Consider the following 25,636-nt stretch of genomic DNA (forward strand, 5'->3'; position numbering starts at 1 on the left):
TCCCGTCTTGGCACCGAAATCTCTCCCCTCATCAACCTGGATCTGTGCGATCGCCATCTTGATCGCTAACGTGGCGATGGTATCGGAGGCGGTGGCCCAGGCCGCCGGCGAATGGAAATCCGGGCAGCAGGTTTTTGCGAAGGTCTGCGCCTATTGCCACACCACTGGCATTGCTCCCGAATTGCGCGGGCGGCAACTTCCGACCGCCTACATCACCGACGTCGTCAAGCACGGCAGACTCGCGATGCCGGCCTTCCGCCCTACCGACTTCACCCCGGCGGAATTGGAGCAACTGGCCAACATGCTCGAGAACAGCCCCCAGCCCGAGCCGACACCTCCGCCTGAAGGGGCTCGATGATGGCGACCCGTCGCGATGTCCTTATCGGCGCCGCCGTTGTTGGCTGTTCCCTGGTTTCCAGGCCTGCCCTCGCGACGACCGGGCGGCACGAATCGGGGCGACCGCATCTGCTGCTCGGCGTGGATGATCCGGTCGCCACGGCCTTCGTCGACGGCGTGTCCGCGGGATTGCAGATCCACGGCATCGGCCTCGCCAGCAGTTCGACGTTGCTCCGTCATGACCTGTTCGACTTCACCCGGCTTCGAGCGCGCTTGTCTGGATTGGCCGGTACCAGCCTCATCTGCCTGGTCGATAATGCCGGTGCCCTGATGATTGACGCGGTCTCGCGCGATCTTGGCACCACCACCCTTTCTCGGATCAATCACTCGGCGGAGGGTAGACGGCACCGGGCACTGAGTGCGGGCGAGGGGGAAGGGATCGGCGGGCGGTTTGCCGGAGCTCTGGATGCCTGCGGCGGTCAGGGCCACATCCATGAACTGCCCCTGAGCGGCGGTGGCGAATGGTCGTGTCGAATGGGGAGGACGGATCTGGGGGGCGAGACAAACTGGCCCATGGCCCTAGGCTCGGTGCTGGCGCATCTGGCTGCTGGAATTTCCCCACGACACGCCCCTCCGGAACGTCCCGGTCGACCAATGGAGAATTCGCCCGCCCAAAAGGGGGCCAGCTACGTCTCGTTTGTCTTGAAGATCGAAAAAGGAACCCTCGGATGAGCCTCTCCGCCGCACTCCCCAAGGGGGTCACCAAAGCCAAATTCCTGCGGGCCGTTGCTGAATATCGGGCGATCGTCGGCGAGGAACATGTCATCGTCGATGTCGAGCGCCTGACGCCCTACACCAAATTGATGATTCCCGAGGATGAGGCAAGGCACCAGCCCTCGGGGGTCATTGCACCCAAGTCCGTCGAGGAAATTCAGCGAGTCCTGGCGGTTTGCAATACGTACAAGATCCCGGTCTGGACCATCTCGACCGGCCGCAATTTCGGCTATGGCTCCGCTGCCCCGGCGACCGCAGGCCAAATGGTCCTGGATCTCCGTCGCATGAACCGGATCCTTGATGTGGATGCGGAGATGTGCACCGCCCTGGTCGAACCCGGCGTAACCTACCAGCAATTATACGACTATATCACCGAGCACAATTTGCCGCTCTGGCTGAGCTTTCCAGCGTCGGGGCCCATTGCCGGCCCGGTGGGAAACACCCTTGATCGCGGCATGGGCTACAACCGTAACGGCCTCCATATGAACAATTTTTGCGGGCTAGAGGTCGTGCTTGCGGATGGGCAGGTTGTACGCACCGGCATGGGCGGCAATCCAAAATCCAATTCCTGGCAATGCTATCGTTGGGGCTATGGCCCCTGGACCGACGGCATCTTCACCCAGTCCAATCTGGGCATCGTCACCAAAATGGGCCTGTGGCTGATGCCCGCGCCGCCGGCGAATATGACCTTTGCCGCCGGATTCAAGGATATGGATATCCTGGCCAAGGGCGTCGATGTGACGCGCCGGTTGATGCTGAACAATGTCATTGAAAACGCCGGCCTAGGCGACAGCCTTTACGGATTGGCAATGGCGACCCGGCGATCCGACCTCTACAAGGGGCCGGGGGCGATTCCCGACGAGGTTCTGGGGAAGATTTATGACAGCCTGGGGATCACACCCTGGACATTGATATCGACCATCTATGGCACCGAAGAGCAGGTGGCGACCAATCTGCGCATCGCCAAGGATGCCCTGGAGGCCATCGGCGCCAGCTTCGTCACCAAGGCCCAGACCGGCGACAAGCATCCCGGCATCAACCACATGCACATGCAGCAGACCGGCAAGCTGTCGTTGACCGAGTTCGGAGTCTACAACTTTCGTGGCGGCGGCGGTTCCGCGTGGTTCTCGCCGGTCATCCCGGCCAAGGGAAGCGAACTGGTCAAGTCACTTCGCTTGTCGAAGGCGGTGCTTACGGAATTCGGCTTCGATTATCTGGGGGGCGTGATCATTTGCGGCCGCCATGCCGACCATGTCCATGACTTGCTATTCGATCGCACCGACCCCGACGAAATGAAGCGGGCCTATGCCTGTTTCCAGAAGTTGATCAAGGTTCACGCCGACGAAGGCTACAACCTCTATCGCGTCAACACCGCCTTCATGGACCAGGTCGCCGAGACCTTTGGCCCCGCGCAGCGCTCGCTCAACAAGCGCCTGAAGAAGGCATTGGACCCCAACGGCATTTTGGCCCCCGGCAAGTCCGGCATCACCGTCTAGAGGCACTATCCATGGCTTTCATACCCTACGGCGCGTACTGGTCGACCCCCTTCGCCAAGTGGCAGGGCTCCTTGTCCCGACTGCACAGCCTGAAACTGGCCGCCAACACCGCCAAGCAGGCTTTGGCCTCGAAGGGATTTCCCACCGAGGTTATCGATCTCGGTATCCTGGGGATCACCAACCCACAGGTCAGCAGCTTCTACGGCCTGCCCTGGGTCACCGCGATGATGGGATTGGAGGCGGTTACCGGGCCCACGGTGCAACAGGCCTGCGCCACATCGGCGCGGATACTGCAGATGGCCAACCAAGAAATCACCGAAGGAAGTGCCGACTGCGCCTTGCTGATCGCGGCGGACCGGTGTTCCAACGGCGCGGTTCTCTATTACCCTGACGAAACAGCCCCTGGCGGACGCGGCGTATCTGAGGCCTGGGTCCTGGACAATTTCGGCAATGACCCCTTCGGCGGCAACGCCATGGTCGATACCGCCGACAACGTGGCGCGGCAATTCGGCATTTCCACCGCCATGCAACACGACGTCGTCTTGCGACGCAGCGAGCAGTATGCCGAGGCTTTGGCCAATGACCGCGCCTTCCAACGCCGATACATGGTTGAAGTTCCCCTCACGGATGCAAACTTCCGCAAACAGATCGGCGTGTTGTCGTCCGATGAAGGGATCTTCGCCACCACCCGCGAGGGGCTGGATAGGTTGAAGCCGGTGAAGCCGGGCGGCAGCGTTACCTTCGGTGGTCAGACCCACCCGGCCGACGGTAACGCCGGAATGATCGTCACCAGCCGCGACCTGGCTCGCAAGCTGTCGCTCGACAGCGCCATCGAGGTGGAAATTCTGGGTTTTGGCCAAGGCCGCACCGAGAAGGCCCATATGCCCAAGGCCGTAATCCCGGCATCACACAACGCGCTTCGGGCCGCGGGGCTGAAGATCGCCCAGATCGACGCCGTCAAATCCCACAATCCCTTCGCGGTGAACGATATCGCCTTCGCCATGGAAACCGGCTTTCCCGTTGAAAAGATGAATAATTTCGGCAGTTCTCTCATCTGGGGACACCCCCAGGGACCGACCGGTCTGCGTGCCATGATCGAGATGATCGAGGAACTCGTACTCCGAGGTGGTGGCGTCGGGCTTTTCAACGGCTGCGCCGCCGGTGATTCGGCCATGGCTGTCGTGCTCCGGGTGACTGAATCCAGAGGATAATTCCAACCTTGATGTGAATTGAATGATCGGTGGCGCGGGGAGTTCACGGATTTCCGGGATAGCCGGGTAAATGGATGTCACGTTTACTCATTAATGCCTGGGAAATAAACGACCCGCGACAACCGAAAAAACATCAAGGTGTCTGAATGAGTAGGAAAGGCGTTCGCATCGGTGGTGCTTCCGGGTTTTGGGGAGACAGCAGTGTTGCTGTTCCTCAATTGGTCCGTCAAGGCAATGTCAAATATCTCGTTTTTGACTATTTGGCCGAACTCACCATGTCAATCCTGGCCAAGGCCAGGATCAAGAACCCCGAGCAGGGTTACGCCGTCGATTTCGTTGACACCATGAAGTCGATGCTTCCGGAGATCTCCCAGTCGGGCATCCGGGTTATCGCCAATGCAGGTGGGGTCAATCCCCGTGGTTGCGCTGCAGCCCTGGCAGCCGTCGCCGCCGAATTGGGTATCGACACCAAGATCGCGGTTGTGGTTGGCGACGATGTCATGCCTCAGATCGAGGGCCTGCGGACCGAGAACCCCAGCGCCGCCATCCCCCCTCGAATCTTGAGTGCCAATGCCTATCTGGGAGCGCTCCCCATCAAACGGGCGCTTGATGAGGGAGCCGCCATCGTGGTCACCGGTCGTTGCGTCGATAGCGCCGTCACCCTGGGCGCCTTGATGCATGAATTCGGCTGGAGCGAAACCGACTACGACAAACTCGCGGCCGGCAGCCTGGCCGGCCATATCATCGAGTGCGGTTGCCAGGCCACCGGCGGCTTGCACACCGACTGGCGCAAGGTCCCACGCTGGTCCGAGATCGGATACCCGATTGTCGAGGCCTATGCCGATGGAACCTTCATATCGACCAAGCCGGAGAATACCGGCGGGTTAGTGAATTCCGCCGTAATATCGGAACAGATCCTTTATGAGGTGGGAGATCCCTCCCGCTACATTCTTCCCGACGTGGTTTGCGATTTCACCCAGGTCAAACTGCGTCAAGTCGGCAAGGATCAGGTCGAGGTCTCCGGGGTCATGGGCCTGCCTCCGACCACCAGCTACAAGGTGTGCGCGACCTACCCCGACGGCTATCGATGCTTCACCACCCTAACGGTCGTGGGTTACGACGCTGCGGAAAAGGCCCAGAAAACAGGCGAAGCCATTCTCGGACGGACCCGCGCCTTGTTTAAGGCCAACGGTTACGCAGATTACACCGACACCAAGATTGAGATTCTCGGGGCGGAATCGGGGTATGGCCCGCACTCCAGAGCCGCCTACGCCCGCGAGGTGGTGCTCCGTCTGGCGGTGTCCCATCGGGAGCGTCAGGCGCTTGAACTTTTCGCTCGCGAGCTGGGGCCGGCAGGCACCTCATGGGCCCCCGGCGTCACGGGTGTCGGAGGACGTCCCAAGGTTTCCCCCGGAATCAATGCCTGCTCGTTTCTCCTGCCGAAAACGCGTCTAAGCCCCTCGGTCTGGATTGGCGATACCGAACTTGGCGTGGACATACCGCCCGGCACCGAAGCACAAGGCCCAGGTCAAAGTGCCGGCAAGGATATTCCGATCATGCTTGACGGGGATGTGGAATCGGTTCCGCTGGTTGCCTTGGCCTATGGTCGCAGCGGCGACAAGGGTGACACCGCCAACATCGCCATCATTCTCCGCCGCCCGGAATACTTGCCCTATGTTCGCTCGCAAGTGACGGCGGAACGCGTCGCCACGTATTTAAGTCACCTGATACGCGGCAAGGTGACGCGTTATGAAGCCCCAGGAATCCATGCCTTCAATTTCTTGTGCGAGGAGGCCCTGGCCGGCGGCGTAGCGGCCTCCTTGCGCAACGATCCCTGGGGAAAAACTATGGCTCCACTCCTTCTCTCCATGCCTGTGACGGTCCCTCGTGGCCTAGTCATCACCGAGGATTAGATGTCGTGACCAAGAAATCCGGAGGACACAAAGTGGACGCAAATCAGCCGCAACAGGCTCTGGAGTCCGGGACGACGCCGATTACCATCTATAACGCCGATCAAATCCGCCTGATGGTGCCCGGCTACAAGGCATTCGGCCAGCCGGTCCCCTTTGGGAGTAAGACCGATGGCGTCTACTACGATGGCTACCCACAATTGGTCAAGACGGACCAAAGGGGCCCGGAATTTGGGATCAAGAAAGAAAAGGACATCATGGTCGCCATGCGCGATGGCGTGCGCATTGCCGTCGATGTCTATCGTCCTGATGCGGAAGGTGAAAAGTTCCCCGCCATTCTTGCCTGGGGAATTTGGGGCAAGGATGGTCAGGAAGCGGTCGCCTGGAACTGGGACAAGCCCCAGCCCTATTACGACAGCCCGTTCTGGGATGGCACCATGGAGGCCGGCAACTACACCTACACGGTGCCGCGCGGTTTCGTGCACGTCATTCCCGAGCCCCGGGGCATGGGCAATTCCGAGGGGGACCATTTCGACAATATGTCGGTCCACGACCCCAAGGATATCCATGATGTGATCCGCTGGATCGCCGCACAGCCCTGGTGTAACGGTAAGGTCGGCATGATGGGGCCGTCGTCGTATTCCTGGGCGCAGGTGTCGGCGGCTTCTGCCGATGATGTGCCGGCGGAACTGGTCGCCATTCATCCCGACGAATGCCCATTCTGGGGCAATCACTTCCACGGCATTTTCGATGCGTTGATGTATCACATCGAATACGGTCGCCACGGGAACGACAGCACCTTCCCCGCTCCCAACACCCCAAAAGCCAAGCAGCCGTCGATGCTGATGAAGATGCTGCCGAAGGATGTGCTGGATGCCTGGATCTCGGAAGCGCTCGAGCACCCCGATATCAAGTATAATACCAAGTGGTATTCGACCCTGAAATATCCCTTCAAGTCGCCTCAGATCGTCGATCAGATCCTGATGTCGACCTTCCACCCCATGCCGGTGCCCACCAGGCCCGAGAACGTCAAGCTTCCCATGTATATCGGCACCCCCTGGGGAGTGAGATTGTACATTTGGGGCACATTCGAGGTCTTTGAGAGATCTTCATCCGAGAACAAGAAGCTGATCCTCTATCCACCCGGATATCCGGCCCGCCCCTATGCCGAGTACCATGACGAGATCGTGCGCTGGTACGAATACTGGGGCGCCGGCATCGACAACGGCATCATGGACGAACCGCCGGTCAAGATGTTCGTCATGGGCGTCAACAAGTGGCGTTTCGAGAATGAGTGGCCATTGAAGAGGACGGAATACACCAAGTTCTTCCTTCATCCCCAGGGGGGCCTCTCCGCCGAACCCGTATCAGGAAATCCACGACCTGATATTCTGACCCAACCCTCCCCCTATCTCGACCCAACGGTATTCAGCCTGCGTTACCGCACGGCCCCCTTGGATCAGGAGATGGAAGTCACCGGCCCGGTTGCTTGCTACATCGATGCGGCCATCGACACTGACGACACCAATTGGATGGTCGATCTGGTTGATGTCGATCCCGACGGCAATCGACAGCTACTGAGCAATGGCTATCTCAAGGCCAAATTCCGGGCATTGGACGAGGCCAAGTCCCGTCCTTTCGACCCCATCCACCCGCGTCAGAACCCGGTGCCCGTGGTCCCCGGCGAGGTCAATACCTACGCCATCGCCTTGATGCCAACCGCCAACGTGTTCAAGAAAGGGCACTCCATCGAGGTGATCATCCGCAACCAGGACGACCTGCACAGCCGCCTCGGAGCCTGGGGGGTCTACATGCTTCCCTTCATGCAGACCGTCATGCACGAGATCCATTTCGGTAACTCCCACATCCTGCTACCGCTGATTCCGGCGAAGGCCTAGTCGGCTTGCCGAAATGGAGGGGAAAGACATGACCTATACCGTACGTTTCGGATTTACCGACGAGGAGCTGGCGGCCTATGAAAGCAGCTTCCGTCCCGGCCTGTTCGATGGCAAGGCCGTGCTGATTTCGGGCGGCGGCAGCGGACTCGGCAAGGCCATGGCATGGCTTTTCGCCCGATTGGGAGGAAAAGTCGCCATCGTAGGCCGTGACTTGGCCAAACTCGAATCCGTTTGCGCCGCCATGGGCAAGGCCGGACTGAAGGCCGAGCACTTCGTTTGCAACATCCGCAAGCCGGAAGACGTGGACGCCCTGATGAGTAAGGTCACCGAGGCGCTGGGCGGCCTCGACGTCCTGGTCAACAGCGCCGGCGGCCAGTTTCCCCAGGCGGCCATGGATTTCTCGGCCAAGGGCTGGAATGCAGTGGTGGACACCAATCTCAACGGCACCTGGTACATGATGCAGGCTGCCGGACGATATTGGCGCGACAGCGGCAAGCCTGGTTCCATCGTCAATATCGTAACGGTGGTCGATCGCGGACAGCCCGGCGTCGCCCATACCTGCGCAGCCCGCGCCGGGGTTGTGGCCTTGACCAAGACCGTGGCGGTGGAATGGGCGCCCTACAATATCAGGGTGAACTGCGTCGCCCCCGGTGCCATCGATACCGAGGGACAGCGCGTCTACACCGAGGAGGCCCGCCAGCGCTCGGCGCGAGGGAACCCCATGATGCGCTTCGGGGACAGCTTCGACATCGCCGAGGCCGCCGTCTATCTCAGCGCTCCCAGCGGAAAGTTTATCACCGGCCAGACCCTCACGGTCGATGGCGGTGGCGTTCTCTGGGGTGAGTTCTGGGTGGCGGATAAACCCGACTACTTCAAATAGGATGAGCCCGGCGGTTTTGAAGGAGAGAGGAGATGAAATACACCTGGGAAGAGATCGAACTGCTGGCCAAAATCCTGGAGGCGGAACTGGCAGGAAATCCGGTGAATTGGCGGGCTGGACACGAACTGGCCTTGCGCTTGGCCCATCTTTATCCTGAAATCGGGAGAAGCATGGGACGTATCGCCCAGCGGATGGAGGAGCGCGAGGCAGCTGCCGCCTGATGACCAACCGCTACAAAATGAACCGACGCCCCGAGAAAATGGTGCCATCATGGTGATGGTAGAAGCTGCGGGAGGACGGTTGTGGAAGACAGCGGCGACCAGACAGATCTTGGCAGGCAATCACTGGGGAGCGCAGCTGGATTGATAAGCCGCCTTCGTCGGGTGAATCTCAATCTCCTTCCCGTCCTTCATGAATTGCTTCGCACCCGCAAGGTTACCTTGGCGGCAAGTTCGCTTGGCCTGACCCAGCCCGCGGTCAGCCAGGCCCTGAAGCAGCTGCGGGTGATTCTTGACGATGAGCTATTGAAAACCGTGGGCCGAGAGGTTCGGTTAACCGATCGAGCCCAGGAACTGTTGCCGCCTCTACAGAATCTACTGGCCCACGCCGACGGCCTTATGCGTTCGCACAAGGACTTTGATCCCTCCACGGCCAGGGCGGTGCTGACGATCACGTCGATTGACTATGTGGTGATGCTTTTGGCGCCGATCTTGATCCGTATCTGCTCCGCCGAGGCGCCGAATATCGTGGTCAAATTCGTCGAGGCAGATCTCCGTAACGCCGATGATCTTGGTCGGGTGGATTTCGCCATCGGGCCCTCGGAATTCGGCCACAGCTTCGGCAAACGAGTCGACTCGATGTATCTGTGGCGGGACTATATCGTGTGCATCGCCGCAGAGAACAATGATGCGGTTTCTGACGTCATTACCGAGGAGCAATACCGCACGGCTCCCCGTGTCAGTCCGCAACTCCATGAGCGCGTGTCCCGTGAAGCGCGAGACGCGGTTCAGCCAACCTACAGCCTTGACGAATCATCGATCTGTAGCTTGCCCGATTTCATGGGTATCGCGAACATCGTCGAGAACACACGTTGCGTCTCTTTAGTCCCAAGAAAATTGGCAACCGAATTTTCCAAGAGATACAAGATAAAGGTTGCCGAGTTCGGGCCGGTTTGCCGGTCCTTTGTCATAGACGCGTTCTGGTGTTCCGCATCTTGTACCAACGCGGCCCATGTTTGGTTCCGCACCGTCCTGCGACGTGCCGCGGACGAATTACCGTGACGGTACGGAAGGCTTATCCGGGTCAACATCACAAGGGGTGGATGCAATCCACCGCGCAGACGCTGACGCATTGCGGGCTATCGTAATGACCAACGCATTCCGTGCATAAGCCAGGATCAATAATGAAGGTGTCGTCACCCCGTGAGATGGCCTGATTCGGACACTCCAGGACACACATCTCGCAGTTGACGCACTCTCCGGTGATTTGCAGCGCCATAGGCCGGTTCCTTCATTTTGCCGAAAACTGAAGTTGTTTGAGGCAGCGCTCGACATGCGCCACGATGCCCTGTGCATCCTCGGAGTACAGGGTCAGGGCGTCGCCCTCCCCGCGAAGGGCACGAGCAATGGACCTACCGCAGCGATAGCCGCCGTCGATGGCGGGGCTGATGCCTTCAGCCGCCATGTACCAGAAACCTGCAGATTCCCCGGCCAGCAGGACCCGCCCCCGACCGAGGAAGGTCGATCCAAGCCGAATCTGGCAGCCTTCGTCGCGCCAGGCATCCCCCAGCGCCAGATTGAATTTCTCGGCCAGGAAAGCCTTGAACCGGTCAAGTATGTCGCGGAGATTGGTGCCCCTGGCGCCATGGACCGTGAGGACCATGTAATCGTCCTTTTCCAAGGTATGGCACCAGTAGGAGGAGAGTTCCGGCAGATGGAAGGCAACGCCGGTATTCGGCTCGAACTTTCCCCGCGACACGATCTTGTAGTATCGCTGGAACACCATCACATATTCGCCGTCGTCCGCAGTCGTATCCCCCGCCTTCAAGGCGCGGCGAACCGCCGAGGTTCCCCCATCCGCCCCCACCAAATACTTGCACGAAAAACTCTGCCGGGGAGCCCCCGCTTCAGTCCCTGCCGCCTGAACCTCGATCTGGCCATCCGCTTCGGTAAAGCCCAGCACCCTCACGCCTTCACGGCAATGGGCGCCCGACTGCTTGAGCAGCCAGTGGTCGAACTTGTTTCGCCAAAGATTGCGGAAATCCTTGGAAAAGGAACGACCATCCATATCCAGTTCAATTGGAAACTTGAGGAAGCTGCCATCCGGCTGCCACATCATGAAATTGCTTTCCGGGATCCAGCTCGTGGGAGTGCAATAGACATCCTCGGGCGGATCGCTGCCGAAAACTCTCCGCACCTGCTCCTGTCCCTGACCAAGCAACAAGCCAGAGCAGGTCTTGTAACGCGGCAATTGCTCTCGCTCGAGCATAAGGGCATCTACGCCCGCTTCCCGCAGGGCCTTGGCGCAGCTCGATCCGGCCGGGCCGGAACCAACGATGATTACGTCGTGGTGTTCCATGAACTGCCTTTCAATAGGGGGGGGCGAGCAGGATCCTAGGCCCGCGTAACGGAGATCGGGACATTGCTAAGACGGGGCATGCCCGTATAGACGTCGAAATCCGCATCGACCCGCGTCAACAGGTTGATATTGCTGCCTTGGAAAGGCGCAGCCCCGTCATCCGGAATGCCGCCAAAGCCGTGAGAAATGGAGACGCAGCCGGCCTTGACTCCTTCATCGCCTTCGACAATGCAAAGAACCGATCCCGCTTCCGAACGGACATCGATCCGGTCTCCAGGCCTCAGCCCTTCCTTCTTCATATCGGCGGGATTCATGAAGGCAGGGTTATGACGCAGCCGAGAGAGCTCTGAATGCCAGCAAGAGTTGAATACACCTCGAGTTCTCCGGCTTATCATTCGGTACGGAAAGTCTGGATTATCTCGCCCGGCGGGGGGCAGAGCCGCCATGTCCAGAGCCTCCAGCATCACCAGGTTTCCAATATCCAGCTTACCCGGCCAGTCTCCAGGCTTGGGAACCGCGACCATCTCCGGGAGGTCGAAAACGTGACCTTCTCGCCCCTTTTCCTTGATCTCGCTCAGGCTGACCGGGGCATCCTTGAAGAGAGCCGCCAAGATTTCCTCCGAGGACGGATTTGCCCCCGGCCCTAGAACGGTTCCGTTCGCCATGGCCTCGGTAGGATGAAGATAGGCCATGCTGGGAATGGTGCAGGGGCGACCGATGCGCCCAAGAATGCCGGTCATCAGTTCCCAGTCCTCGATCAGATCGCTGTCACTGGGGGGCGCCAGAATAGCTGGCGCATACTGGGCATATGGCTGCTGATAACCCCAGCCCGTTCCAATATCGATGTGAGAGAAGAACTCCGAGAAATACGACACGCTGGGCATTTCCATGGGCATCTTCGGAGCCACGACGTAATCAGCCAAACGCGCCGTTGTCGTCATCTGTGGATCGACAACGACCAGAAGCTCCAGCTCCTTCATGGCCTTGTGGGCCATGGCCTGATCTGGCCAGCACGACACGGGATTGCCGCCGAAGACAAAGAGCGCCTTAACTTGGCCCTCGCCAGGAGTCAGAATCTCCTCGGCAAGCCCGGCGGTGGGCATGCCGGCGGCACTGTTGCCAAGATTGCGCACCCTCAGCTTTTCGCCGAAGCCGTAAGCGGGAAGCGGACCTGTCGACCCGGCGATGGGCGGAGGGCGCCGTATGAAAACGCCCGGATTAGCGATGCGATCCCCTGCGCGCCGCCATGACCCGCGCAAGGTTTGCAGTACCCGTGCGAGATATTCAACGATGTTGCCCTGGCCGGACATACTGGGGCCCGTGGCGCAATTAATCCCCAGGCGACGGGCGGCTCCGAACTGGCGAGCCGCGATGATATACTCCTCCACGGAAATGCCCGCTCGAGAAGCGACCATTTCGGGGGTGAAGGGAGCCACGGCGCTGCGGAGCGTCTCGAAGCCGATCGTCTCGGCATCAACAAATTCACTGTCATAAAGATTTTCAGTGATCAGATATCGGACGAATCCTGCCAGGACAGCGGCGTCCTCGCCCGGATTAATCTGCAGATGGACATCCGCCTTGGCCGCGCTCTCACTGCGGCGGGGATCGATAACGATGACCTTCGCGCCCCGCTCCCGAAGCTCTCGAAACCCCGCGATCGGATTGTTGCCGCCGCCACCCGTCATGGAAATCAATGGGTTGTTACCAACCAGGCAGACAGTATCCAGTTCGCTGAGACTGGGTGCCCCCGCCAACCAAATTCCATGAAGGCTGGATGCCACGGACTTCCCAGGCATGTCGATGGTAACGCTGGTAAAAAGCATCGGAGTGCCCAGCGCAGAGGCAAAGGCGCCATGCAGCCCGAAAACGGGGGTATTGATGAAGCCGTGTGATCCCAGGTAGATGGCTATGGAGCGCGGACCGTGCCGATCCAGCAACGCCGCCACCTTGTCGCCGATCTCCCTGATGGCTGCCGCGCTTCGGATGGGCGCAAATGACCCGTCCTCTTGACGTTTCTGGGAGTGGAGAAGACGGTTTGGACTGGAATAGTGCCCCCCCGCCTCTCCCCCCTTCGAGCAAAGGAAGCCCCGATAGGCGGGATTTCCCTTGTCTCCGGTGATTTTGACGACGCGACCTTCCTCGACGAGAACCGAGAGACCGCAATTGGCGTAACAGCAATGACAAACCGTGTGGTCCACGCAAGCCCCCCCAAATGCGGTCTCGGATAATCCTCGGCTCCGTCAGCGCTGTGCTGGCACCAACGGCAGCAACACATGCGACTGACCGAAATGGATGGTGTGGGTGACGCTACGCATGAACGGCAGATGATAGACACCCCAAGTCCCCAGCCGGCTATGCAGGTCGTCCTGATTGCGAATCACCAGTTCGATTCGATGGCCCTTCTTGAAGACATTGGCCGTCGGCATCATGGCGATATCGTATCCCACCACCTGGCCCGGCGTGACCGGAACGGGGTCCTGCTTGGGGTGGACCGGTCGATAGGGCTTGGAGCGGGCAGGGTCGATCGCGCGGAAGGCTGCCTTGAGGAAGCCCAGACTGATGAGGCGGCGGCTGCCATCGGGCGCGATATCCACCAGATCAGCCATCCAGTTGGTGTCATCGATATCGATGGACGCTTCCAGATGCAAGGCGATGGGACCCGTGATCTCGGTGTCTTCCGCCAAGGGCTCGGTGGTGTAGCGCAGACAGTAAACCGTCGGATCGACATTGGCTGCCGGCTGGGTGAAGCTTTCGGTCCCGCCCGCAGAACCGGCAGTCGGCGACAAGCCACCTCCGGATTGCAGATAGTACTTGGTCCACTCGGTCCGCTTCAGCGGCCATTCATTTTCGAACCGCCACTTGTTGATGCCCATGACGAACATCTTGATGGGCGGCTCATCCATCACGCCGGTATCGATACCCTTCAGCCAGTAATCGTACCAGCGCAGGGTTTCATCGTGGTATTCGGCATAGGGACGGGGAGAGTCACCCGGCGGCGGCAGGAACAGCTTCTTCTGCCCTTCGGGAGTTCCAACGCTGTCCCATGACTCGAAGGTGGACCAGATATAAAGCCGTGTCAGCCACGGGGTCCCCACATACATGGGCAGGGTCACCTCACCGAGATGGGGCGTCGCTCCGAAATGCTCGATCGGATTGTAGGGCGCGAACGGCCGGGGGTGGAACGAATAGATCAGGGTATCGAACAGAACCGGATGCTTTCGCGGGTAGACGATATGCGAATACATCTTGCTGTTGTATTTAATGTCAGGATGGTTCTTGGCCTCCGCGATTCGCTCCTTGATATCCGGAAGGGACATGGAGAACGGCTCTGGCGGAGTGAAGGCGTAATTGGGCGGCACCCAGCAACTGTCATTCCCATGGCGACCGATCAGAATGTGGTAGGGAAGCGTGTCGTAGATGCCGTGGAAATAGTCCCCGTTGCCACAGGGATTGCCATCGGGATGAAGGGCGACCAGATGCGGCGGGCGCAGCGGCGCCACCTTCATCTGCGCGATGGAATAGGACGACGGCCCCATCATGCCGACCTTGCCGTTGCACCACGGCTGAACGGCCAGCCACTCGATCAGGTCGTAGATATCCTCGGGATCATGAGGAGATTTTCCGGGCGTGCCATAGCCCTCGGAATTACCGATACCGCGAGGGTCGGGAATCACATGGATATAACCGCGCGGCACCGTGAAGTTATAGTCGCCCGCCTCCATGGTTCCATCCCATAGAGCGCTGTCGTAGTAAGGCTGCGGAAACTCGGCCTGCCAGCCCACAGCCTCCTGGGTATCCTTACCCCACACACCCCAGGCCAGAATGGCGGGGAACTTCTCATCCGTATTCTCGGGCCGATAAATATCCACCGCGATGCGCACGCCATCGCGCATGGCGACCATCACATCCTTTTCCTTCAGGACGCGGTAGGTGGCGGTTGCCGACCCTTGCTCCTTGACGAGTTGGGGATAGCCGTCGAACAAGACACCATCCACCTTCGTGCCATACGGGATCGCGTGCCCTTTTGACTTGTGGCCGGTAATGACAACCGCAGACTCGTCCCCGGAATAAGTGCTCCGCCGCTTGTCCATATCCCCCCCCCCTAAAACATCGTATTGCTGTTCATGGATTCGGCAGGAACTTCCTGGATGACATCCCAGTGCTCAACCACCTTGTCACCTTCAAATCGGAAGATATCAACAACAGCCATTCCGCGGGAATTGGGCTGGAGAAATACGTTTGAATGGGTAATTACATAATCACCGTCAACGAACACTTTCTTGAAATCAACTCTGACCTCGGGATAAAGCCCCTTGAAATGGGCGGCGAATGCCTTGAGGCCCTCAATTCCATCGGCAATCATCGGATTATGCTGCCGATAACTCTTGCCTATATATTTCCCCTCAAGGTCGAACTTCAGGTTAACAACAAACTCAATATAAAATTCTGTCGCTATCCGCTTCTTGTCCTCAGCAGATATGGACTTTATTGAACTGTTATTCATTACAGCCTCCAGCATGGTGTATTTTTCAATACTGCCGGAGATAAAACTCACAGATAAGACGGAAATACTAATGATAGGAGTAAGCGGACCTTATGGTATGCACCGCTCCGCGGCCCTTCCCATGCGCATGGCTCATCCCTTGGGCTCGCCGCCCACCAATGGGAGGCAGGGATTTCACGGATGACGACCCGAATAGACTCCATGGGAGCCCCGAGTGAATTGGCGATGGCTTGGGAGACCTCCTTGATCATGGCCCGCTTCTTCTCGGGCTGGCGGCCATTCGATAATGGTGATTTCGGCTAGCGGCATGATCAGCCCTCCACGACGAACGAGACGGCGCCCGGTCCCTGGGTCAGGGAACGCACATGCATGCCTGGGCTCAAGGGATGAGCAGCTGTGGCACCGCCCGCCAAGATGATGTCGCCGGCTTCCAGCCGCTCGCGGGCACAGGCGGCGGACAGGATAGCGCGTTGGGAATCGGAAAGTTGGATCATGGCGGTTCCCTCGGGTTGGCGGCACAGCAATGCGTGCCTGTACAACCCCGGGCCCCGCCGGGTGGACCCGGTCGGGGCGTTGAGGAAACCGGGGCGTCAGGTGATCAGGCTGGCGTGTTCCGATGCAGGGCCAGTGCCGCCCCGTGCAGTGCGACCGCATCCGCCAGCATGCGGTCGAGGTCGATGATGGTACCAATGGCAGCGTTTCGTTGGCCGTCACGGACATAGCCGGTGGCCTCGTCCATGCGCGTGGCCATGTCGCGCAAGAGGGCTGCCAGGGCGTCGATATTGGCGGCAATGGCAGTATCGGCGATGTGCTTGCCCATGGTGGCCTCCCCTGTTCGTGGGACCATCCATCGCTCTGATCGCCGGACACATCAACGACTATCGACGATCACGCGGAGCCGCCATCATGCGTCATTCTCCCGGACCACCTTGTCCCAAGGCACCAGCACCAGCCGTAACGCCGCCGAGGACGTGGCGGGATCGGCCCGCGAGATGATGGTCCACAACGGAGACCTTAGCCGTGATCCAGTTTGAAGACACCGGCGCCTTGGCGCATCGGCACGCCATATTCCAGGCAGAACGCCCGCATCTGGCAGATCAGTCGGGTCCGGCTGCGCACCATCTGGTCTCGGATGCGATGCAGTGCTTGAAGGTCCACCTGCTCGGGCTACTTGACCTCGACGAAACGCATGGTCGGTCGCGTCACGGCCTCGGCGATGGCGGCGGCGTCGATGATGTCGTTCTTGTTGGATTTGACGTAAGGCTTCACGAACTGGGCCGGGATGATGCGAACGGTGTGTCCACGCTCCTGGAGCTTGGCGGGTTCAGCTTTTGGGTCGGTCACGTCCCGTTTCAGTGGTGTTCCGAACATGCGCGAATACTCCCGACTGGACTGCGAGACGCGTTCATAGCCGGTCTCGCAATTAAGCCTCCGAGATCGTCGGTGCCCCCCACTCATCGCGGGCGCGCCAGAGAATGATGCTTTTGGTCGTTACGCTCCCGACATCGTCATTCCCCGGCAAGTGCTCCTGCACCAATCGGCAGAACACGGCCACAGGCTCGCCACTGAAAATTATGCGCCGCAAGTTTGGTCATTCTCAACGCGGATGGCGCCACGGCAAGCCATTATTATGAAGTATCTCTTATCACTCGGGAAACGGGATAGAGTCGAAGCAATCATTGCACTGCATGAAATCCATGGTGGCCTCAGCCGGAGGAAGACGGCAGCATGACCTGAGGCTAAAGAAAACAGTGGTGCTCATAACGCTCTACGCTCTCACGGCTGGCAGGACAAAATGGTGGTTCCGGACTTGAATTTGCTGATCGTTCTCGACGTGCTGATCGAGGAAGGTAGTGTCACGCGCGCAGCCGAACGCATGGGGATGAGCGCCCCATCCATGAGTCGGGCATTGGCAAGGATACGTCACACCATGGGCGACCCCATTCTGGTCCGCGCCGGTCGCAATCTGGTGCCGACACCGCGGGCGCTGGCGCTCCGCGATCAGGTTCACACCCTGGTCGAGGGGGCTTCGGCCCTGCTGCGGCCGGAAGGGCCGGTGTCCTTCGCCACGTTGGAGCGACGCTTCACCATCCGGACGAATGAGGGCTTCACCGGCGCCTTCGCCGCCAGGCTGCTGGCACGGATCACCGAGAAGGCCCCCAAGGTGGTTCTTCGCTTCGCACCGGAGGGCGATGGCGATGACGATGCCTTGCGCGAGGGCCGCATTGACCTCGACATCGGCGCGCTCCGGGCCATGGGGCCGGAGGTGCGGGTTCAGACGATTTTTCGCGACCATCATGTCGGTATCGTCCGGCCCGGTCATCCGATTCTGTCGGAACCGATCACGCCGGAGAGCTTCGCCCGTTTCGACCATATCAGCGTGTCGCGACGAGGCCGCGCCGAGGGGCCGATCGATCGCGCCCTTGCCGAGCTTGGGTTGGCCCGGCGGACGGCCCTGATCGTCCCCTCCTTCCTCTCGGCCATGTTCGCCCTGCCGGGTTCTGATCTCGTCGCCATGGTCCCAACCTTGACGCTCAGCGGCATTCCCGACCTCGGCTTGGCGCTCAGCACCTTCGATATTCCGCTACCGATGGAGACGGTGGTTGTCGCCCAGGCGTGGCATCCCCGTCTCAACCATGACGCCGCAAACCGCTTCCTGCGAGAAACCGTCCGCGAGGTCTGCGCCGGGCAATGGCACCAGCGGATTTCATAATATGAAATAAATAATTAGATATAGCATCATTTTTGACGGGTGCGTTCCTGCCGTATGACTGTCTCGAAACCAGATTCGAGAGGCGTCATGGCTGGACTGAATTCCTTACGACGGCGAGCGCTTTTCCTTTCCTGTAGTTCGGTGTTGGCCCTGGCGGCCTGTGCGGCGGGACGTGACCTTGCTCCCCTCGCCGTGATGCCGGATTTGGAGCATCTTGACGCCGGACAGGTCATCCAGACGACGGCGCAGCACTCCGACGCGAGTCATGCTCTTCAGTGGTGGACGCTGTACCGCGATCCTCAGCTTGACGACCTGATTGCCGCTTCTGTTGACGAGGCGCCATCAATAGCGGCGGCGGCGGCCCGCATCCGCCGGGCAGAGGCTGCCCTCGGCACCGTCGAGGCTGACGCCTGGCCCTCGGTGACCGGCTCCGGCCAATTGACCAGGGAGCGCTTCCCCGACCATTACACCTATCCCGCCCCCTATGCCGACTCGTGGGGCAACGAGGGGGTGCTGACCGCCGATCTGCGCTATCGCCTGGATTTCTGGGGAAAACAGCGCGAGGCGGAAGCGGCAGCCGAGGAACGCCTCGCCGTCGCCAAGGCCGAGGCAGCCGACGCGGCACTGGTGTTGCAGACCGCCATCGTCGAGGCCTATGTCCAGCTTGATGCCGCCTATCGGACTCGCGACATCGCGGCGTCGGGGCTGTCGCGCAGGCAAGGCGTCATCGATCTGCTGGTTCTTCGCACCAAGGCTGGTCTTGCCACCGCCATCGACGCGGTGCAAGCCCAAGAGGCTATCACTGAAACCCGCAGCGAGATCGCCCGCTTGGACGGGGAGATCGCCCGGCGGCGCTACCAGATCGCCGCCCTGCTCGGCAGGGACCCCGCCTTCGCCGAGCGGCTTGTCCGCCCGACCCTGATAACCATCGCCAATCCGGCGCCACTATCCGCCATCCCAACAACCCTGCTGGGTTATCGTCCCGATGTGACCATGCGCCGGGCCATGGTGGAAGCGGCCGCGCACGACATCGGCGTGGCCAGGGCCGCCTTCTATCCCGAATTGGACCTGACCGCCTTCGTTGGCCTAAAAAGTTTCGGTTTCGACCGCCTGCTGCGCCTGAGCAGTTCCGCCGTCGGTGGCGGCCCCGCGATCACCCTGCCGATTTTCGATGGCGGACGGTTGCGCGGCAATCTCAAGGGCCGCACCGCCGAGTACGATGCCGCGGTCAGCGCCTATAACGCCGCCATTGCCACCGCCCTACAGCAGGTGGCGGATGGCATTGCTTCGCTGAAGTCGGAATTCGCGCGCCGGGCCGAGGCGGAAGCGGCGCTCGCCCATTGGATCTCCGTCGTCGACCTTCAGAAGATCCGCGAAAGGCACGGACTGTCGAGCGCGTCCGATCGCCTTGCTTCCGAGACCGCTCTACTGTTGAGCGAACGCCGGGCCGCGGAGGCCTGCGCCAGGATCGCCATTGCCCAGGTAACGCTGATCCGGGCTCTCGGCGGAGCCTGGGCGCCATCTTCCCCCATACCGACGGCCGCAGGCGCCGAACTGAGTGTCGATCCTCGCAAGATGGAAACGAAGCCATGACCGATTCCCACGTTCCTTCACCGGGGTCCAATCCCGCCGTCATCCGCCGCAAGCGGCTAACATGGCTGGCCGGCGGACTCGTCGCAGCCGCAGCCATCGGCGGCATTTGGACGGTATTGTCCGATGACACGCTTCGCGCGACCGACGACGCCTATGTCGGCGGTCAGGTGGTATCCGTGACGCCACAGGTCAGCGGCACCGTCATCCGCATCCTCGCCGACAACACCGACAGGATTTCGGCCGGGGCGCTGCTGGTGGAAATCGACCCGACCGACGCCAAGGTGGAACTGGCGTCTGCCGAAGCGCAGCTTGCCCAGGCGGTTCGAAGCGTGCGCGGGCTTTACGCCAGCGACGCCCGCTTCAACGCCGATATTCGCGTTCGGCAGGCCGACATCAACAAGGCCCGCGCCGATCTGGCTAAAGCCCGTGCCGATTTCCGCGAACGCCAGTCCATTGCCGGAACCGGCGCCGTTTCCGCCGAGGATGTCCGGCACGCAGCCGATGCCGTTCATATTGCAGAGGCGGTACTGGCATCGGCCGAGGCGGCATTAGGGTCGGCCGAGCAGGCCCGAGCGCAAGCCCTCGCCCAGGTCGATGGCCTGGGGGCGGTATTGGACACCCATCCGACGGTGCAGAATGCGGCTCAGCGGGTCCGTGCGGCCACGCTGGCCGTGGAACGGACCCGGATTCCGGCCCCGGTTTCCGGCATGGTCGCCCAGCGAATGGTGCAACTGGGGCGTCGTGTCGCCCCAGGCGACCGGCTGATGGCGGTGGTTCCCCTCGACCGACTGTGGGTCGATGCCAATTTCAAGGAAATCCAGCTCAAGGGCGTCTGCCCCGGACAGCCCGCCACCGTGACGGCGGACATCTACGGCAAGGCGGTGGTCTATCACGGCCACGTCGAGGACATGGAGGCGGGAACCGGCGCCGCCTTCGCGTTGCTGCCGGCGCAGAACGCCACCGGCAACTGGATCAAGGTGGTACAGCGGGTGCCGGTCCGTATCGGCCTCGACCCGACGGAACTCGCCCGTAACCCCTTGCGCATCGGCATGTCGGCCAAAGTCGAGATCAATGCCGGCGTCTGTGATCCAAAACTCGCCATGGAGCGCAAGCCCAAGACCGACGACAACGCGGTGCTGTATGAAGCCCAGGCCGCAGCGGCGGACACGCGCGTGAGCGATATCGTCGCCGCCAATATCGGAGGTCGGTAATGTCCACCTCCACCCCCAAGTCACCGATCACCCCCCTGTTCGGCATGCCCCGCGCACTGGCGGCGATTACCCTCGGCCTGGGTTCGTTCATGGTGGTGACGGACTTCACCATCGCCAACGTCTCCGTACCGACCATTTCCGGCGACCTCAGCGTCAGCCCGGACGAAGGCGAATGGCTGATCACCTCATACGCCATCGCCAGCGCCATCTGTATTCCGCTGACCGGCTGGCTGTCCCGGCGTTTCGGCCAGGTCCGGCTGTTCATCGCCTCGGTGACGGCCTTCACCATTGCTTCCATACTCTGCGGACTGGCGCCGTCATTGGACGCCCTTTTGGCCTTCCGGGTCCTCCAGGGCGCAGTATCCGGACCGATCGTGCCGCTGAGCCAAGCCTTGCTGGTCGCGGTCTTTCCCGCCGAGCGGCAGGCATTGGCAGTCGCCATGTGGGCCATGACCAATATGGCCGGACCTGTCGCCGGTCCGCTGCTCGGAGGCTGGATCACCGATCAATTCACCTGGCCGTGGATTTTTCTGATCAACGTGCCGGTGGGGATTTTCGTTGTCGCCTCCACCTTTTTTCTGTTGCGCCATCGTGATTCGCCGACAGTCAAACTGCCGGTCGACATGATTGGATTCCTCCTTGTCGCCGTGGCCATCGGCTGTCTGCAAGTGACGCTGGATCGCGGCCGGATTCTCGACTGGTTTTCCTCGCCCCTCATCTGCGTCACGGCGGCGATGGCCGGCCTTGGGCTGATATTTCTCGTGGTGTGGGAATTGGGGGACGCTCATCCCATCGTCGATTTGCGACTGTTCACCCATCGCAACTTCGCCGTCGGCAGCATGGCGGTGGCGGTCGGGTTCGGCCTCTACCTCGCCAGCATCGTGATGATCCCGCTGTGGCTGCAAACCGACATGGACTACAACGCGACCTGGGCGGGCTGGGTCACCGCGCCGATTGGGGTATTCGGCATCCTGCTCGCCCCGTTCCTCGGACGCTGGGTCCGCACGGTCGATGCCCGACTGTTCGCCAGCCTGGCCTTCGTCGCCATGGCTCTGGTGGCCTGGTGGCGTTCGACCATGACCACCGAAGTCGATGCCGGCGTCATCGCCATGGCTTGTTTGGCTCAAGGTGTCGGCATCGGCTTCTTTCTGACGCCGCTGGTCAGCCTGTCATTCGTCGGCCTCCCCCCGGACAAGGTGGCCTCGGCCTCCGGCCTGCAAAACGCCATTCGCATGATGTCAGGCAGCCTGACGACGTCGGTCGCCCAGACCTTCTGGGACCAGCGGGCACGCTTTCACCAGACCCATCTGGTCGAAACCCTGACGCCGTCCAACGAAAATACCACAACCATGGTCACTGTGATGCGCAAGAGCGGCCTGACCGAGGATCAGGTGTGGGCGGTGATCGCCCGCCAGCTTGAAGTGCAGGCGCACATGCTGTCCCTCAACGATTTCTTCATCTTTTCAACATTCGCCGTCACGGCGGGGTTGGCGATCATCTGGTTCGCCCACGCGCCGCGCAAAGCGTCTTGAAGGAGGTTTCCATGAGTACACGCGGTCACGACCGGGCCCTCACCCCCGCCGGGGTGGTCGCCGTCCACGACGTCACGCCCCACATGCGCCGCATCTCGGTTGTCGCCCCGGAGTTTCGCAACCTCGGTCCGATCAAACCGGCGCAATGGATGAAGGTCATTTTTCCCTCGGCTGACAACGGGAAACCCGCAGCGCGGGGCTACACCATCCGCGCTTACGATCCTGTCATCGGACGGATCGATCTGGATTTCACCCTGCATGGCGGTACCGGCCCGGCGGCCAGCTGGGTGCGGCACGCGCAGGTAGGAGAAATCATCCAACTGGCCGGGCCTGGTCCCGGCTATGACATCGATCCGAGGGTAGACAACCATATCCTCATCGGCGACATGACCGCCCTTCCGGCCATCGCCGCCGTGGCAGCCGCCCTGCCCGCGACGACGCGGGCCGCCATTATCGTCGAGGTCATCGACGCGCGGGACGAACAGCCGCTGGACAGCGCCGCCACGCTTGACGTGCATTGGCTTCATTCCGGGGCCGAGGCGCCGGGCACCACCGGACAGATCGAATTGGCAGTCCAGGGAGCCGGTCTCGATTACCGGAAGTCACAAATTTTGCTTGCGGGCGAAGCGTTCATGGTGCGGTCGGTGTTGACCCATCTTCTGGTTGACCGAGGTGTTCCGCAAACCTCGATCCAGTCGAAGGGTTACTGGAAAAAGGGAACACCGGCGTATCGGGGGGATGATTGAAGCGAATGAGCGGAATGGCTGGGTTCAGGATTGTTTCTGATACGATGGAGGTGTGAATGGCGATTTCCGCAATCCTGGTCGCTGTTGACGGAGGTCATGACACAGACCAAGTCCTCGCCTTGGCAACGTCTATGGCTCTGGCCTTCAGCGCGAAGACTCACGTTCTCACCGTTGCCGACGTACCGGGCATGGCTGCCACCAGCGATCTTGCCGTCGAGGCGTCCGAGGAACGCGCGAGGCAGGTTGCTCGCGCCGCACTCGAACGCCTTGCCGAAAGCGGCGTAACCGCCGAAAGCCATGTCGCCGACGGCTCTCCCGCCAAAGTCATCGCTGCTCTGGCACGGTCCCTGGGCTGTGACTTGATCGTGATCGGTCATCGCCACATGTCATTGCTCGGGCGCGTCTTCGATCCCTCGGTCTGCGACGATCTGCTCGACCACACGTCGTGTCCGGTCCTGGTCGTTCCTGGCTCCCAGTGATGCGGGCATTGGACTGCGGCACGTCAGAGATGAAAGGAATATCTCATGATCATTGATCTGTCGGGAAAGAAGGCCGTGGTCAGCGCGTCAACGGCCGGCATCGGGTTAGCGATCGCGAAGGGGCTGGCCGCCTGCGGAGCCGAAATCATCATCAACGGCAGAAGCCGCGAGAGCGTCGAGCGGGCGTTGAACGTGATCCGACAGAGCGATGGATCGGCCAAACTAACGGGCTTTTCCGGTGACTTGGCAACGCCGCGGATGTGCGGGCAGTTGCTCACCGAACATCCGGATTGCGACATTCTCGTCAATTGCCTTGGCATCTACGCTCTTCGGGATTTCTTCGACACCGACGATGCGGAATGGGAGCGGTTCTTCCAGACCAATGTCATGTCCGGTGACAATCAGCGCAGGTTGGTATTACGTCGGGCTGGCAGAATCTCAGAGCAAGGCCCGCTCGAACAGGCGGCCCTCACCGGGGGAATACTTGACAGGCAGCGCCAACGCCCGCCAGTCAATTTGTTGACACAGCATTGACATGACTTTCCCGCCACGGCGGCCCAGGAATCAAAAAGCCCGTAAGCCATTGGACTTACGGGCTAATTTGGTTGCGGGGGCAGGATTTGAACCTGCGACCTTCAGGTTATGAGCCTGACGAGCTACCGGGCTGCTCCACCCCGCGGTAATATATTTGGCCGGTTACCGGCCTGAAATGGCGACACCGGCCCATTTTGGGGGCCGGTGTTTTCATCGTGTTAGGTTTTTCTTTCTCGTTTCCTTTGAAGACCAGGCAGCGTCCTACTCTCCCGTGCCTTAAGACACAGTACCATCGGCGCAGAGGGGTTTCACGTCCGAGTTCGGGATGGGATCGGGTGGGGGGCCCTCGCTATGACCACCTGGTCGTCGAAGGAAACGAAGAAGAATTTCTGATCTGATTAGTACCTTCGTGCACATTCAGTGTTTCTTGTGTCGGGCTTGCCGCTACGCATGGGCGATCAAGCCGATCGAGCGATTAGTACAGCTTAGCTTCACGTGTTGCCACGCTTCCACATGCTGCCTATCAACGTGGTGGTCTTCCACGGCTCTGATAGGGAAACCTGGTTTTGAGGGGAGCTTCCCGCTTAGATGCATTCAGCGGTTATCTCGTCCGCACATGGCTACCCGGCGATGCCGCTGGCGCGACAACCGGTACACTAGAGGTGCGTCCATCCCGGTCCTCTCGTACTAGGGACAGGTCCTCTCAAGTTTCCAACACCCATGGTAGATAGGGACCGAACTGTCTCACGACGTTCTAAACCCAGCTCACGTACCACTTTAATCGGCGAACAGCCGAACCCTTGGGACCTGCTCCAGCCCCAGGATGTGATGAGCCGACATCGAGGTGCCAAACCTCCCCGTCGATGTGGACTCTTGGGGGAGATCAGCCTGTTATCCCCGGCGTACCTTTTATCCGTTGAGCGATGGCCCTTCCACGCGGGACCACCGGATCACTATGACCGACTTTCGTCTCTGCTCGACTTGTTTGTCTCGCAGTCAGGCGGGCTTATGCCATTGCACTCGACAGCTGATTTCCGACCAGCCTGAGCCCACCATCGCGCGCCTCCGTTACTCTTTGGGAGGCGACCGCCCCAGTCAAACTACCCGCCATGCAGGGTCCCGGCCCCGGGTTCACGGGGCGCGGTTAGATACCAGGAAGCAGAAGGGTGGTATTTCAAGGTTGCCTCCACACCAGCTGGCGCCGGTGCTTCATAGGCTCCCACCTATCCTACACATCCACAT

Annotated in this window: 23 protein-coding genes, 1 tRNA gene, 2 rRNA genes and 1 pseudogene (1 of these 27 only partly in view); 16 read left to right on the forward strand and 11 right to left on the reverse strand. The window is 60.6% G+C overall.

Annotated features, from left to right (window positions below; all coding sequences use genetic code 11):
* Positions 1-7 precede the first annotated feature (7 nt).
* The 9 genes from CP958_RS08270 to CP958_RS08310 all read left to right on the forward strand — a co-directional run bounded on the left by CP958_RS08270 (position 8) and on the right by CP958_RS08310 (position 9,785).
* Positions 8-358, forward strand: a complete 351-nt coding sequence (locus CP958_RS08270) for a cytochrome c (protein ID WP_197706380.1) — start codon at positions 8-10, stop codon at positions 356-358.
* On the forward strand, positions 355-1,068 hold the full coding sequence (locus CP958_RS08275) for a hypothetical protein (RefSeq protein WP_096701504.1): 714 nt from the start codon (positions 355-357) through the stop codon (positions 1,066-1,068). The genes CP958_RS08270 and CP958_RS08275 overlap by 4 nt, the downstream gene beginning before the upstream one ends.
* On the forward strand, positions 1,065-2,606 hold the full coding sequence (locus CP958_RS08280; protein ID WP_096701505.1) for an FAD-binding oxidoreductase: 1,542 nt from the start codon (positions 1,065-1,067) through the stop codon (positions 2,604-2,606). Before CP958_RS08275 ends, CP958_RS08280 begins: the two co-directional genes overlap by 4 nt.
* Before the next feature lie 11 nt (positions 2,607-2,617).
* Positions 2,618-3,817 carry a thiolase family protein gene (locus tag CP958_RS08285; RefSeq protein WP_096701506.1) on the forward strand — a complete coding sequence of 400 codons (1,200 nt, stop codon included), beginning with the start codon at positions 2,618-2,620 and terminating at the stop codon, positions 3,815-3,817.
* A gap of 146 nt (positions 3,818-3,963) precedes the next feature.
* Positions 3,964-5,730 carry an acyclic terpene utilization AtuA family protein gene (locus CP958_RS08290; RefSeq protein ID WP_096701507.1) on the forward strand — a complete coding sequence of 589 codons (1,767 nt, stop codon included), beginning with the start codon at positions 3,964-3,966 and terminating at the stop codon, positions 5,728-5,730.
* A gap of 5 nt (positions 5,731-5,735) precedes the next feature.
* Positions 5,736-7,625, forward strand: a complete 1,890-nt coding sequence (locus CP958_RS08295; RefSeq protein ID WP_141400472.1) for a CocE/NonD family hydrolase — start codon at positions 5,736-5,738, stop codon at positions 7,623-7,625.
* A 28-nt stretch (positions 7,626-7,653) separates the two neighbouring features.
* Complete coding sequence (locus CP958_RS08300; protein WP_096701711.1) at positions 7,654-8,505, forward strand: SDR family oxidoreductase; 852 nt, start codon at positions 7,654-7,656, stop codon at positions 8,503-8,505.
* Positions 8,506-8,537: 32 nt separating this feature from the next.
* Positions 8,538-8,726, forward strand: a complete 189-nt coding sequence (locus CP958_RS08305; protein ID WP_096701509.1) for a hypothetical protein — start codon at positions 8,538-8,540, stop codon at positions 8,724-8,726.
* A gap of 81 nt (positions 8,727-8,807) precedes the next feature.
* Positions 8,808-9,785, forward strand: coding sequence for a LysR family transcriptional regulator (locus tag CP958_RS08310; protein ID WP_096701510.1), 978 nt, complete (start codon positions 8,808-8,810; stop codon positions 9,783-9,785).
* 28 nt (positions 9,786-9,813) lie between these two features.
* Here the strand turns inward: CP958_RS08310 and CP958_RS08315 are convergent, their stop codons facing one another.
* From CP958_RS08315 to CP958_RS08355, 8 genes and pseudogenes are all read right to left on the reverse strand, one after another.
* The gene (locus CP958_RS08315; RefSeq protein WP_096701511.1) at positions 9,814-10,002 is read right to left on the reverse strand and encodes a YfhL family 4Fe-4S dicluster ferredoxin; all 189 of its coding nucleotides are present in this window, start codon (positions 10,000-10,002) and stop codon (positions 9,814-9,816) included.
* Between the two features lie 12 nt (positions 10,003-10,014).
* The gene (locus CP958_RS26915; RefSeq protein WP_096701512.1) at positions 10,015-11,082 is read right to left on the reverse strand and encodes an NAD(P)/FAD-dependent oxidoreductase; all 1,068 of its coding nucleotides are present in this window, start codon (positions 11,080-11,082) and stop codon (positions 10,015-10,017) included.
* Positions 11,083-11,117: 35 nt separating this feature from the next.
* Positions 11,118-13,280 carry a molybdopterin-dependent oxidoreductase gene (locus CP958_RS08325; RefSeq protein ID WP_096701513.1) on the reverse strand — a complete coding sequence of 721 codons (2,163 nt, stop codon included), beginning with the start codon at positions 13,278-13,280 and terminating at the stop codon, positions 11,118-11,120.
* A gap of 42 nt (positions 13,281-13,322) precedes the next feature.
* Positions 13,323-15,173: a CocE/NonD family hydrolase gene (locus tag CP958_RS08330; protein WP_096701514.1), complete on the reverse strand. Its 1,851-nt coding sequence runs from the start codon at positions 15,171-15,173 to the stop codon at positions 13,323-13,325.
* Positions 15,174-15,184: 11 nt separating this feature from the next.
* Entirely contained in the window at positions 15,185-15,601 is a 417-nt protein-coding gene (locus tag CP958_RS08335) for an ester cyclase (protein WP_141400473.1), read from the reverse strand.
* Positions 15,602-15,897: 296 nt separating this feature from the next.
* Complete coding sequence (locus tag CP958_RS08345; protein WP_096701516.1) at positions 15,898-16,080, reverse strand: hypothetical protein; 183 nt, start codon at positions 16,078-16,080, stop codon at positions 15,898-15,900.
* Positions 16,081-16,184: 104 nt separating this feature from the next.
* On the reverse strand, positions 16,185-16,406 hold the full coding sequence (locus tag CP958_RS08350) for a hypothetical protein (RefSeq protein ID WP_096701517.1): 222 nt from the start codon (positions 16,404-16,406) through the stop codon (positions 16,185-16,187).
* 275 nt (positions 16,407-16,681) lie between these two features.
* Positions 16,682-16,888, reverse strand: a pseudogene (locus CP958_RS08355) (transposase); the annotation flags it as partial.
* A gap of 493 nt (positions 16,889-17,381) precedes the next feature.
* On the opposite strand from CP958_RS08355, the gene CP958_RS08360 reads away from it, so the two are divergent.
* From CP958_RS08360 to CP958_RS08390, 7 genes are all read left to right on the forward strand, one after another.
* Positions 17,382-18,299, forward strand: coding sequence for a LysR family transcriptional regulator (locus CP958_RS08360; protein ID WP_096701518.1), 918 nt, complete (start codon positions 17,382-17,384; stop codon positions 18,297-18,299).
* A gap of 87 nt (positions 18,300-18,386) precedes the next feature.
* Positions 18,387-19,892 (forward strand): efflux transporter outer membrane subunit, encoded by a 1,506-nt coding sequence (locus CP958_RS08365; RefSeq protein WP_170958900.1) that lies wholly within the window; start codon positions 18,387-18,389, stop codon positions 19,890-19,892.
* Complete coding sequence (locus CP958_RS08370; RefSeq protein WP_096701520.1) at positions 19,889-21,103, forward strand: efflux RND transporter periplasmic adaptor subunit; 1,215 nt, start codon at positions 19,889-19,891, stop codon at positions 21,101-21,103. The genes CP958_RS08365 and CP958_RS08370 overlap by 4 nt, the downstream gene beginning before the upstream one ends.
* Entirely contained in the window at positions 21,103-22,635 is a 1,533-nt protein-coding gene (locus tag CP958_RS08375; protein ID WP_096701521.1) for a DHA2 family efflux MFS transporter permease subunit, read from the forward strand. Before CP958_RS08370 ends, CP958_RS08375 begins: the two co-directional genes overlap by 1 nt.
* An 11-nt stretch (positions 22,636-22,646) precedes the next feature.
* Positions 22,647-23,381, forward strand: coding sequence for a siderophore-interacting protein (locus CP958_RS08380; RefSeq protein ID WP_096701712.1), 735 nt, complete (start codon positions 22,647-22,649; stop codon positions 23,379-23,381).
* A gap of 56 nt (positions 23,382-23,437) precedes the next feature.
* The gene (locus CP958_RS08385; RefSeq protein ID WP_096701522.1) at positions 23,438-23,860 is read left to right on the forward strand and encodes a universal stress protein; all 423 of its coding nucleotides are present in this window, start codon (positions 23,438-23,440) and stop codon (positions 23,858-23,860) included.
* A gap of 45 nt (positions 23,861-23,905) precedes the next feature.
* Complete coding sequence (locus tag CP958_RS08390) at positions 23,906-24,394, forward strand: SDR family oxidoreductase (RefSeq protein WP_096701523.1); 489 nt, start codon at positions 23,906-23,908, stop codon at positions 24,392-24,394.
* A 68-nt stretch (positions 24,395-24,462) separates the two neighbouring features.
* On the opposite strand, the gene CP958_RS08395 is transcribed toward CP958_RS08390, so the two are convergent.
* The 3 genes from CP958_RS08395 to CP958_RS08405 form a co-directional block, all read right to left on the reverse strand.
* A tRNA-Met gene (locus tag CP958_RS08395) sits at positions 24,463-24,539 on the reverse strand.
* Positions 24,540-24,642: 103 nt separating this feature from the next.
* Positions 24,643-24,757 (reverse strand): 5S ribosomal RNA (gene rrf, locus CP958_RS08400).
* 91 nt (positions 24,758-24,848) lie between these two features.
* Positions 24,849-25,636, reverse strand: a 23S ribosomal RNA gene (locus tag CP958_RS08405); it runs 1,954 nt beyond the window's last position.

Source organism: Magnetospirillum sp. 15-1 (assembly GCF_900184795.1).
GTDB lineage: Bacteria > Pseudomonadota > Alphaproteobacteria > Rhodospirillales > Magnetospirillaceae > Phaeospirillum.